Here is an 11,264-nt window from a genome sequence, read left to right as displayed (position 1 = left end):
CCAAATTAGCTATTTGGCTTAATTCAGCATCCATCGGCTCACAAAGGCGAAGTCACTTCATCGGTGAGTCGAAGGGTAATCTTGATGTTCGGCCCTGTTAGAATCCCTTCATGCGTCCTTAGGTGTGCTATATCCTGGCGACTTGCTGGCAACTCAAGAGTGACATTCATCTCGCCATCTGCGGTAGTGGCCTCTCCTCGTACATCTTCTGGCTTCATGTTTGCGAAGGCTTCGCTAATGGCATCAAGCAAAACTTCGAACGCTGGTGCATCCAATTCCGATAGTTCGGCAAGCAAGCAGGGCGTATTTTTTGCCAGGTTCTGTCTGGATCGTTGGAGAGCTAGTCCTTCTGCGTGGGCTTTGGCCCTGAGTGCCTCGCGAGCAGCCGTCCGGTCGACAATTTTTGGCGGCTTGCCAATTTGACCGCTCCGTCCGCGGCTCCATTGAGAAATGGTGATTATGTATGGTGGTGCTTCTTCCCAGACGGGACGCTCTCCATCATCTAACTTAGCCCAGGCCTGCAGTGTGGTGGCATTCACTCTCAAATGCCGTGCGGAATTCAGCGCGAATGCTGAACGCCAGAGCCTATGCATGGTTATCTCGTCAGGTGCTTCGGCGAACCAACGGGCAAGTGTCAGAAAATCAGTCGAACGGTCGGTTCGGTTTGCCCTCTGGTCATGCATGCGTCTCACTCTTTCCAACAACGCTGTAATGGAGTCTACGGCGCGTAATCTGAGGCGCTCAGATTGCGCGGGTTGATCCGGTCTTCCAATGAACCAGCCCTTGAGCCCCCGCCATCGTTCTTGCCAACTGCGAAGGGATCGTAGGCGCATGTGGTCGTCTACTGAAAGCACTTCGGCGAACTCTCTGCTTACGGCAGACTTAAGCGCAAATTCGATCTGGAAATCAGAGAACTTTTCCAGACTATGCCGAATACGGTAAGTTGCTGTGAGCAGTTCCTTGATGAACCGTTCGAGATACCTCAATAGTTCCTCCTTGAGGCCCAAGAATGATGTTTCATTCCCTCCTGGCCGATCCATTTCCCGTTGCAATCCTCCCATGAACGTCTGTGCACGGGCGACCAACGAGTCGAAGCGCGACACCAAATCTTCCATGGCTTTTGCCACTTTGGATTCATCCGGCACCGCGACTTCCAGCAGTCGCAAGAGCTCGTCGAGAGTCTCCGCAATCTCACGGAGCGCAGAAGCTGAAAGTTCACCAGGCCGCGAAAGACTATCTTCGTAGGCAGCCAAGGCCCTTTCAGCGAGCTCGCCAGCCTTGCTCATCTGGTACATGTACTTGGGATGCAAATACTCTTCAATTGACTTGGCCGAAACAACGTCCCGCGTCGCGGTCAGATTGCCCCAATCTCGTAACGACTCGAGGCACGAGGTGAGCCCCTCCTCATCCCTGAGCTCGGGCGCAATTTCCCCCAATTCTGCCAGCTGAATCATCAAGTCTCCTGGACGCAATGCGATCTCAAACCTTTCTTTGGCCGCCACGAACAGCCGCAAGATGATGCGATATGCGGAGGTCTTTGGGGTGCCCAAATGTTGAAAGACACGGTAGAGATCGCAGTCTTCGGACTCGACACCCTTCTCTGGCAAAAATTGTGATGGTTTCTCCATTTCGCGTGCCCCCAGCGACTCGAAGCTTGGAGGCCTTGGGCGAACTCCGCAGCGGTTCGTGCGCGCACCAATAGAAACCAGTTGGTTTTTATTGTGTCTAGCAAAAAAATCCCATAGACTGCGGCGTCCCGCAGTTCGAGAATTCAAAGCCAGTCGACATGTTCCTGGTCAATTTCCTGACTTGCAATCGATTCTGCCTCTTTGACCACCTGCAGCGCAAGAGTCCAAGTCTCAATTTGAGATTCCAGATTGTGTTGATCATAAAAGCTGCCATCAAGCCCTTGAACCGTTTCCAGTGTATCAAGAAGGTTTAGCATGACCCCGAGCAAGCCACCCCTCATGGAGACACGTCGACACTTGGTGCCATCGGAAATTCGATACTTGTTCGTCCAGTCGACGTCGCGAATGCGGCGTGCTCCCCTCCCGGCCGTAGCAGAACAACAAATCTCGCAGGAAGCTGATGAGTCAGGCATTCGCGCAGCTCGATTGTCATCATCGTCCTTGTCGATGCAGTCGCGGAAAACAACACGTTGAATCGCCCCTCGTTGGACTTCCATCGAATTTTCTAAAGAAAGAGCCGACACGTTCGCAATGCCTCGTGTCGGCCAAATTGGGCAGATCTGCTCGATTGTATCTACGCCCCTCGATTGGGCGGAATGCTTGCGACATTTGGCGAACACGCGGATCTCTCGGCCAATCCTTCCAGTCTCCCCATGAGGGTCGGTCAACTGAAGCTTGTCATCATTGAGCAAGGGATCCGCGCCGAGCTGTGTCACGAAGAAAGCAACTCCACTTCGCCGGCACTGGTCTCGGAGGGATCCGCGCTCTATCCAGATCAAAAGCCCGGGAATAATGACCGGACTCCCCGCCCACAATAACCCAATCGATGTCGACGAGGTCTAAGGCCATCGGTTCTAGCAGGGGCTCGACACTCAACCCTCGGATGCGGGCCGGAACTCTCCGAAGATGATTGATCGCACTGCCCGCCACTTTGATGTCCAACACATTGGTCATGGCCACGACGTTGTCAGGCCAGACACCTCCCTGCTGTTTCAGCCATTTACCAAATGCTGACATGCGGGCGGGCCGCTTGATCAGCCACAACCAAAGATGTTGCCGCCCCTCTTCAGATCGTACGATTTCCACGACCTCTTCCTGCAAATACTCGAACGGTACTTGGGAGGAGAGCGCGTCACCCATGTCCGACACAAAGATGGTTCTGAGGAGACCGTTCAGCCAGGGCTTGTCAGGACGGGCGACTGCCGTCAGCGATTTGAGCCGTGCGGTTTGTCCCATGTGGCGCGGGAAGAACGCAATCTCCTCGAAGAAGGGGGGCATAGCCCTTGTGCCCCTTGCGCTCTGAGTGAAGAAAATCTCGCCCTCTCATGAGGGGGAGAATGGCGGCCGAGGCAACGCTGTTCTCAGCACAAGCCGAATTCACCGTCAACATTTGGAGGCCCAGATTCATACTACTCCCTCGGACTGGGGGCCGGATTCAGAGTCCGCCTGCGCCAGCCCTTTCCTGATGCCCGACTCTTTGAACCCCGGCCTTTCCTCCAGCTTCTGGTCCAGCAGCTTTCTCAACGCCTGCTGAAGCTGCACCCGGTTGGGGTAGTGGGTTCCCGCCCCGTGAATCTCCGCCCACCATATGGGGCAGAGGATCTCCCCCTCCCACTTCCCTGAGCGCCCCTTGGGCTGGTACACCATGGCCCACGCATCAGTCTTGTCCGTGCTGATGACCATCGAGAGTTGATGGCTCATGTTCAGAAAGAGGTACCCGAAGCAAACCCTCTCTTTGCGCGCTGCAGACTTGGAACCTGTAAATTTCATGCGGTGTCTCGTGCCAAAGCCGCGCCTTGGACATCATAACTATGGAAGCATCAGTCCAGACTCTATATTGAGGGCGATTCTCAAACACAATCGCAAAAGGCATCATTACAGATTTGTTATCTCCCTGGAGGTCAATTGTTAGGATTTGGCGCTCCAATGGTGGCTGTGCGCAGCGTGGAGCCGCGGCACGTCACCATTGCCTGACCAAGCCAAATGCGAATACTGATAGTAGAGGATGAACCAAGAAGCCGGGAGAGCCTTGCCCGGGGCCTTCGGGAGTCGGGTTTTTTGGTGGATGCGGCACGGGACGGCGGCGAGGCCATCTACTACGCGAACGGCTCCCACTACGACCTCATCGTCCTGGACGTCATGCTACCCGTGATGGACGGCTGGGACGTTCTGAAGACCATCCGCGAAAAGAACACCCAGACCCCGGTGTTATTTCTCACAGCCCGCGATTCCGTCTCTGACCGCGTGCGCGGGCTGGAGCTGGGCGGGGATGACTACATCGTCAAACCCTTCGCCTGGGTGGAGTTTGTGGCCCGTGTTCGCGTGCTTCTGCGCCGGGCGCCTGCCCGCCATGCGGAATGCGTCGTCGTGGCGGACCTGGAGCTGGACCTTCAGAGCATGAAAGCCAGACGTGCCGGCCGCCCGCTTGATCTCACGGCCAAGGAGTTCCAGCTCCTCAGCCTGCTCGTGCGCCGCAAAGGGGAGGTCTTCTCCCGCGCCACCCTCGCAGAGCTGGTCTGGGAGATGAATTACTCCATCGATTCCAACGCCGTGGACGTGACCATCGGCAGACTGCGGCGGAAGGTTGACGACGGACACGGGAGCAAGCTCATCCACACGCAGCGTGGGCATGGCTACATGCTGGAGGACCGGGGGTGACCGACGGCCTCCACCATTGGAACAAGACGCTCGGGCTCACCGCCCGCCTGGTGGCCGGCTACATGCTGGTGGCAGCGTTCACCCTCACCGCCGCCGCCGTGTTTCTGCATGAGCAACTGCACCACGGCTTCGAGGTGGAAGATGCCGAGCTCCTCTCCGACCATGTGGCCACGCTCAGATACGAGGTGGATCAGCACCCCTTGAATCTGGAGGAGGCGGCAGAGACCGTCCGCTCCACCGCCGCGAACCGGAGTCTCGAGAAGTACTATGGCCGTCTCGTGGATTCCAACGGTCAGACTCTGGTGGAAACTCCTGGTTTCTCCGGGTTGGGCCTGGGGCAGGACACCTTCCCTCCTCCCGTTGGACCCGATCAAAAAATCAGCCGCGTGTATCGGGCCACCTCTGCATCCGGATTCCCCGTGTTCTTTGCCTCGGCCACCGTGAGCCGCGGGAAAAGCGCCCTCCCTCTGCAATACTATGTCGCCCTGGACATCACTCACGTTGACCAGTGGATGTCACAGTTCCGATTGCAACTGGTCATCGTCGTCGTTGGGGGCTCCATCTTCTCCGGCATTCTGGCCTGGCTCATGACTCGCAGGGGCCTCAAGCCTCTGCGTAACATCACTGAGGTCATGCAGCGCGTCGGCGCAGGGGGACTGGGTGAACGAGTTGGGAAGAACCCCTGGCCGCGGGAACTGGCACACATGGCGGGAGCCTTTGACATCATGCTCAATCGTCTCAGTGAGGCCTTCCAGCGGTTGTCGCAGTTCTCTGCGGACGCCGCCCATGAGTTTCGCACCCCGCTGAACAACCTGATGATCTCCACCAGCATCCTGCTGACCCAGAACCGCGAGGGTGAGGAGTATCGCCAGGCCATGGTCGCGAACCTCAGCGAGTTCGAGCGGCTCAATCGCATGGTGGACAGCCTTCTCTTCATTGCCCGCGCCGACAACGCCGAGACAGTTTTACATCGAACCCATGTTGATGCCGCCGTCATGGCAGCAAATGTGGCCGACTACTTCTCCGCCCTGGCGGAAGAGCGGGGCGTCCAGATCCACTGCGAGGGCAGCGGGCGCGCCGCTGCAGACGAAACACTCCTCCGCATGGCCCTGGCAAACCTGGTCTCCAATGCCCTGCGTCACACTCCAGAAGGCGGCCGCATTGAGATCGGAGTGTTGCAAAAAAGCCAGCACCTGCACCTGACAGTTTCGGACACCGGATGCGGCATTCCCGCAGTGCACTTGGGCCGCATTTTTGACCGGTTCTACCGGATCGACGCCGCACGGACAAACACCGAACTGGTCACCGGCTCCGGTTTGGGCCTGGCGCTGGTCAAGACGGTGATCGCGCTACATGGAGGCACCGTCAATGTCACTAGCAAGGAGAAAGAAGGAACCGTGTTCCACCTGCAGATTCCCATCACACCATCCAGTCACTAACAGAAAAGTTAGGGGAAATCTTATGACACTAACCCTGCGCCGCCGATATGTGAGGCACATGTTCTGCGCGCTTTTGCCCCGTATTGCCACAGGCTTGCCCTGCATTGCTTTTTTGTCACTGACTGCAAGTTGCAGCACCTCGCAGCGCCTGTCCGGAAACACCCGTCCGGTTCTAGAAGCCAACCGCAGCATCCTGACTTCCCGCAATGAACCCGCCCAGTTTTCATGGGGGGAGGGAATCTCCGCCGGTTCATCGCTCACGCCGGATCATGCAGTGGCGTTGGGCCTGCTGAACAATCCCGACTTTCAGGCTGCGCTGGGAGACCTGGGCATCAGCCAGGCGGATATCGTGAAGGCTGGAGAACTCACCAACCCCTCGCTGGGCCTGCTGCTGCCGCACAACACGAGTGCGCTGGAGTTTACCGCAAAACTACCGGTGGAAGCCCTCTGGCTGCGCCCCAGGCGCATCAAGGCCGCCAGGCTGGATGCAGATGCCGTGGCCTTGAAACTAACACAAGGAGGAGTGGACCTGGCCCGGGATGTGAAGCTCGCCTGCCATGCCGTGGAGCTGGCCAGAACCAAACGCGCCCGAGCGAAGGAGAGTGCCACCATTTTCCATCAGATCTCAGATCTGGCCGGAGCACAGTTCCGGGCTGGCGAGACCGGTGAACTAGAGGCCTCCCAAGCCACCGCCGATGCCCTGGTGGCGAGGCAGGAGGAACTCCGGTTGCAATACGAATATGACCTCGCCATGCAGCAGCTCAGAGGGCTCCTGGGCCTCTCCGCGAGCAAGGAAAACATCACCCTCAAGCCGCTCCCTTCTCCACGTCTGAAAGCACCCGCCCCTGTCGGCAGGCTGGTGGAGGAGGCCCTCATCAACCGGCCGGATGTGCGGGCGGCGGAGATGGCGGTGGAGGCGGCCGCTGCCAAGGCCAAACTCGCCCCTGCGGAGATGGTGGCCCTCTCCGCCGGCCTGAAGACCACAGAGGGCGCCGGCACCCAGGCCTCCTTTGATGCCACCCTGCCGGTGCTCAATCAAAACCAGGGAGGACGAGCCGTTGCCAACGCTCAACTGGAGAAAGCCGTCCGCATGCTCAATGCAGCACGCAATCATGCTGCCACAGAGGTGCGCAGAGCCCACCTGCAGGTGAAAGCCGCCCAGAATGTCATGGCAGGTTGGACACGGATCATGCCGGAGCTCGACAACTCATTGAAACTGGCCATGCGCTCCGTCGAGCTGGGGAACAGCCCCCAACTCGCCACCCTCGATTCCGCACGACGCGTGGCAGACGCCCGCTCCAAGTATGCCGAAAGCGAAGCCAGATTGCGCGATGCCTGGGCTGAGCTCGATCGGGCGGGAGGCCGCGTCAAATAGCCTGAGGCCCCTGCACCCACTTCATTCACGCAAATGAAACCCTCTCTCCTGCTCCCCCTTCTGATGCTTCCGCTCGCGGCCACGGGGGCCGATCCGGCGAATCCGCCGTCTCAAGTGACCAACGGTGTCATGGAGGCCGCGCTGCCCACTCTCAAAATCACCGCTCAAGCAGAGAAGCGCCTCGGCGTGGAGGTGGCAGAGGTCACCTCCAAGTCGGCCCATGAGACCCACCTCTTTGCCGGCGAAGTGATGCTCTCACTCTCCTCCCGACCGGACGTACTGGCCCCCATGCCTCCCGTCACGACGGAAGAACTGCGTCGCCTGGCGGAGTTGCAGAATGTGGCCGACGGTGCCGTGGCCAGCGCTCAAGTCCAGGTGGATGCCGCCCAAGTCACCGTGCAACGCACCACCCAGCTCGCACGCGAGCGGGCCGGCAGTGAGCGGGCCATGGACGATGCCCGCACTGCGGAGGCCGTGGCACGCACCGCCCTGGCCACCGCAAAAAACCAGCGGGACCTGCTGGGCCTGCCCGTGGCGGAGGCACTCAAGTCCACCCGTCGCACCGTGCGGGTCAGCATCTCCTCCCTGGAGCTGCCTTCACTGGACACTGCCCAGCCGGCAACCGCCAGCACCCCCGCAGACAAGGGTAAGTCCTCGATCCTCACCCCACAGCCGCTCCAGAGTTCAGGAAATATCGCCACCGGCACCGTGGATCTGTTCTACGCGCTGGATGAAAAATCTCCACCACCCCTGGGGCAGCGCCTCATGGTTCACATTCCGGTGAAGGACGTCAAACGGGAGCTGCCTTCCGTCCCCTGGAGCTCGCTCTTCTATGACGCTCACGGCGGGGCCTGGGTCTATGAACAAACAGCCCCCCAGACCTTCGTGAGGCGCAGGATTCAGGTCCGCCGTGTGGAAGGAGACACGGTGCTGCTCGACTCGGGACTGCCCGTCGGGACCACGGTGGTGAAGACCGGGGCTGCCGAGCTGTTCGGTGCGGAGTTTGGCAACGGCAAGTAAGGAGAACGATTCGACGCTATGCTCAATTCCCTGGTCTCCGGTGCGTTGCGATTTCGTGTGCTGGTGGTGCTTCTGGCGGTCGTCCTGCTGGTCTTTGGCCTGCAATCCGTGCGGCACGCCCCATTGGATGTATTCCCTGAGTTTGCGCCTCCCCTCGCCGAGGTGCAGACGGAGGCCCCCGGCCTCTCTACCGAGGAAGTGGATGCCCTGGTCACGGTGCCACTTGAGCGGGCGCTCACCGGCCTGTCCTGGCTGAAGACTGCCCGATCCAAGTCGGTCCTCGGTCTCTCCTCCATCGTCCTCATCTTTCATGATGGCACGGACCTCCTGCAGGCCCGGCAGATGATCACGGAACGGCTGGCCCAGATGCAGGGGCGGCTGCCTGCCGTGGCGCGCACGCCCGTGCTGTTATCTCCTCATTCCTCCCTGAGCCGGGTCATGAAGATCGGCCTCACCTCCGCCACACTCAGCCAGCAGGAGCTCAGTGAACAGGCCCTGTGGACCATCCGCCCCCGGCTCATGTCCATCCAGGGCGTCGCCAACGTGGCCATCTGGGGTCAGCGGGACAAGCAGTACCAGGTGCTGGTGGATCCGGAGAAACTGCGCGCCCTCGGCGTCACGCTGGATGCCGTGATCCGTGCCGCGGGAGACGCCGCCACCGTAGCGCCTGGCGGGTTCCTGGACAGTCCCAACCAGCGTCTCGCGGTCCGCAATGCCGCACCCATCTCCCATGTCGATGACCTCGCCAACAGCCTGGTGGAATCACGCAACGGCGCGCCCATCCGTTTGCGGGATGTCGCAGACGTTCGTATCGGTCATCCGCCACCCGTCGGGGATGCCATCATCAATGATCAGCCCGGCCTCCTCCTCATCGTGGAGAAACAGCCTTGGGGCAATACGTTGGACGTGACGCGAATGGTCGAACAGGCGCTGGATACCTTGAAGCCCGCCCTTCCCGGAGTGGACATCGACAACAAGATCTTCCGGCCCGCCACCTTCATTGAGACCTCTCTGGAAAACCTCGGCCATGCCCTCTGGCTGGGCTGCCTCCTCGTCGTCGTGGTGCTGCTGGTGTTCCTTTTCGACCTGCGCACCGCCTTCATCAGCCTCACCGCCATCCCGCTTTCCCTCCTCGCCGCAGTGCTGGTGCTGCGCGCCTTTGGCGAGACCATCAACACCATGGTCCTTGCCGGTCTGGTCATCGCCCTGGGTGAAGTGGTGGATGATGCCATCATCGACGTGGAGAACATCCACCGCCGGCTCCGGCTCAATGCCCTGCTCCCCAAACCGCGATCCAAATTCAACGTCGTGCTCAAGGCCTCGCTGGAGGTGCGCAGCGCGGTGGTTTACGCGAGCATCATTGTGGTGTTGGTCATGCTGCCGGTGTTCTTCCTCGGCGGCCTGGCAGGGAGCTTCTTCCGGCCGTTGGCCCTGGCCTATGTACTCAGCATCCTCGCCTCTCTGGTGGTGGCGCTCACCGTTACCCCCGCCCTCAGTTTCCTCCTGTTGCGCAAGATCCCTGCCCGACCGAGAGAAAGCCCGCTACTAAAAGGCCTGCAGTGGCTCTACGCCCTCATCCTGCCCCCCATCCTGAAGATCCCACGACTGGCCCTCGTCGCTGTGCTCCTGGCGATTGCTGGGGCTGGCTACATGGCCACCAGGTTCGGCGAGGAGTTCCTGCCCAACTTCCGTGAGCGAGACTTTCTCATGCACTGGGTGGAGAAGCCCGCCACCTCGCTGGACTCCATGACCCGCATCACCGTCCAGGCCAGCAAGGAGTTACGGGCGATTCCAGGAGTCAACCACTTCGGCTCCCACATCGGCCGTGCCGAGCTGGGTGATGAGGTGGTGGGCCCGAACTTCACCGAGCTGTGGATCTCCCTGGATCCCTCGGTTGACTACGACGGGTCTCTGAAAAAAGTCCAGGAGGTGGTCGATGGCTACCCCGGACTCTATCGGGATGTGCAGACTTACCTGCGGGAACGGGTGAAGGAAGTGCTCACCGGGGCGGGAGCCAGCGTGGTCGTCCGGTTGTTCGGCCCTGACCTGGATGTGCTCCGGGCCAAGGCCGAGGAAGCCCGCGCCGCCATGAGCACGGTTCAAGGAGTGACCGCTCTCAAGGTGGAGCCCCAGGCCATGGTGCCCCAGGTGCGCGTGCAGATTCGCAACGAGGCCGCCTCCGCCCTGGGGATCAGTTCGGCGCAGATCCGCCACGCGCTGGGCGTCTTCGTCAAAGGCCAGAAGGTGGGAGAAGTGTACGACCAGCAGAAGGTGCATGAAGTGGCCGTGTGGGGCACTGCAGAGGTGCGCAATGATGCCACCGTCCTGAACGAGCTGCTCATCGACCTCCCCGGCGGCGGACACGCCCGTCTCGGAGACGTCGCAGACATCAGTATTGTCCCCACACCCAACGAGATCAAGCGGGAGGCCGCCTCCCGCCGGCTGGACGTCACCTGCAATACCTCCGGGCGCGATCTGGGTGCGGTGGTCAGGGAGATTCAGGAGAAGGTCTCCGCCATCCAGTTCCCAGAGGGATATCACCCGGAGTTCCTCGGTGAAGACGCCGCCCGTCGCGAGTCCCAACAGAGGATCCTGCTCCTCAGCATCGCCTCCCTGGTAGGAGTGCTGGCACTGTTGCAGGCAGACTTTCAGTCTCTGCGCCACACTGCGCTCATGGCGCTGTCTCTGCCCTTTGCCCTCATTGGCGGCATCATTGCCGTATGGTGGACGGGTGGCATTCTCTCACTGGGTTCCCTGGTGGGTTTTGTCACGGTGCTGGGCATCGCCGCCCGCAATGGCATCATGCTGCTCAGTCACTACCAGCACCTTCAGAAAAAGGAAGGCGTGCCCTTTGGTCGGGAACTATTGCTGCAAGGCGCGCGCGAGCGTCTCTCCCCCATCCTCATGACCGCCACCTGTGCGGCGCTTGCCTTGATCCCCCTCGCATGGAAGGGCCACGTGCCAGGGCATGAAATTGAGCACCCCATGGCAGTCGTCATCCTCGGCGGCCTAGCCACCTCAACCTTGCTGAACCTCCTGATCCTGCCCTCCCTGTACGGCTGGGTGGGGGCGAGGAAACTGTGA

General features: G+C 60.3%; 9 protein-coding genes. 5 read left to right on the top strand and 4 right to left on the bottom strand.

Features of this window, described 5'->3' with window-relative positions:
- Positions 1-38: 38 nt before the first annotated feature.
- The 4 genes from BV034_RS06870 to BV034_RS06855 all read right to left on the bottom strand — a co-directional run bounded on the left by BV034_RS06870 (position 39) and on the right by BV034_RS06855 (position 3,389).
- Positions 39-1,628 carry a TIGR02677 family protein gene (locus BV034_RS06870; protein WP_050025446.1) on the bottom strand — a complete coding sequence of 530 codons (1,590 nt, stop codon included), beginning with the start codon at positions 1,626-1,628 and terminating at the stop codon, positions 39-41.
- A 143-nt stretch (positions 1,629-1,771) separates the two neighbouring features.
- Positions 1,772-2,404, bottom strand: a complete 633-nt coding sequence (locus BV034_RS35810; RefSeq protein ID WP_265592720.1) for a hypothetical protein — start codon at positions 2,402-2,404, stop codon at positions 1,772-1,774.
- On the bottom strand, positions 2,370-2,966 hold the full coding sequence (locus tag BV034_RS06860) for a DUF5131 family protein (protein ID WP_050025442.1): 597 nt from the start codon (positions 2,964-2,966) through the stop codon (positions 2,370-2,372). The genes BV034_RS35810 and BV034_RS06860 overlap by 35 nt, the downstream gene beginning before the upstream one ends.
- Positions 2,967-3,092: 126 nt before the next feature.
- On the bottom strand, positions 3,093-3,389 hold the full coding sequence (locus BV034_RS06855) for a hypothetical protein (RefSeq protein ID WP_265592719.1): 297 nt from the start codon (positions 3,387-3,389) through the stop codon (positions 3,093-3,095).
- A 282-nt stretch (positions 3,390-3,671) separates the two neighbouring features.
- On the opposite strand from BV034_RS06855, the gene BV034_RS06850 reads away from it, so the two are divergent.
- The 5 genes from BV034_RS06850 (at position 3,672) to BV034_RS06830 (ending at position 11,264) form a co-directional block, all read left to right on the top strand.
- Positions 3,672-4,346 (top strand): heavy metal response regulator transcription factor, encoded by a 675-nt coding sequence (locus tag BV034_RS06850; protein WP_050025439.1) that lies wholly within the window; start codon positions 3,672-3,674, stop codon positions 4,344-4,346.
- Positions 4,343-5,785 (top strand): heavy metal sensor histidine kinase, encoded by a 1,443-nt coding sequence (locus tag BV034_RS06845; RefSeq protein WP_050025437.1) that lies wholly within the window; start codon positions 4,343-4,345, stop codon positions 5,783-5,785. The genes BV034_RS06850 and BV034_RS06845 overlap by 4 nt, the downstream gene beginning before the upstream one ends.
- A 112-nt stretch (positions 5,786-5,897) precedes the next feature.
- Positions 5,898-7,160: a TolC family protein gene (locus BV034_RS06840; protein WP_265592718.1), complete on the top strand. Its 1,263-nt coding sequence runs from the start codon at positions 5,898-5,900 to the stop codon at positions 7,158-7,160.
- A 33-nt stretch (positions 7,161-7,193) separates the two neighbouring features.
- Complete coding sequence (locus BV034_RS06835; RefSeq protein WP_050025434.1) at positions 7,194-8,180, top strand: efflux RND transporter periplasmic adaptor subunit; 987 nt, start codon at positions 7,194-7,196, stop codon at positions 8,178-8,180.
- Between the two features lie 18 nt (positions 8,181-8,198).
- On the top strand, positions 8,199-11,264 hold the full coding sequence (locus BV034_RS06830) for an efflux RND transporter permease subunit (RefSeq protein ID WP_050025431.1): 3,066 nt from the start codon (positions 8,199-8,201) through the stop codon (positions 11,262-11,264).

Origin of the sequence: Verrucomicrobium sp. BvORR034 (assembly GCF_000739635.1) — a bacterium.
Classification (GTDB): Bacteria; Verrucomicrobiota; Verrucomicrobiia; order Verrucomicrobiales; family Verrucomicrobiaceae; genus Verrucomicrobium.
This window is presented reverse-complemented; position numbering and strand designations above follow the sequence as displayed.

What these genes read in the sequence shown, in the direction of transcription:
- BV034_RS06830 (WP_050025431.1), top strand. Translation starts at nt 8,199, where the DNA reads ATGCTCAATTCCCTGGTCTCCGGTGCGTTGCGATTTCGTGTGCTGGTG.
- BV034_RS06850 (WP_050025439.1), top strand. Translation starts at nt 3,672, where the DNA reads ATGCGAATACTGATAGTAGAGGATGAACCAAGAAGCCGGGAGAGCCTT.
- BV034_RS06835 (WP_050025434.1), top strand. Translation starts at nt 7,194, where the DNA reads ATGAAACCCTCTCTCCTGCTCCCCCTTCTGATGCTTCCGCTCGCGGCC.
- BV034_RS06855 (WP_265592719.1), bottom strand. Translation starts at nt 3,389, where the DNA reads ATGAGCCATCAACTCTCGATGGTCATCAGCACGGACAAGACTGATGCG.
- BV034_RS06860 (WP_050025442.1), bottom strand. Translation starts at nt 2,966, where the DNA reads ATGCCCCCCTTCTTCGAGGAGATTGCGTTCTTCCCGCGCCACATGGGA.
- BV034_RS06870 (WP_050025446.1), bottom strand. Translation starts at nt 1,628, where the DNA reads ATGGAGAAACCATCACAATTTTTGCCAGAGAAGGGTGTCGAGTCCGAA.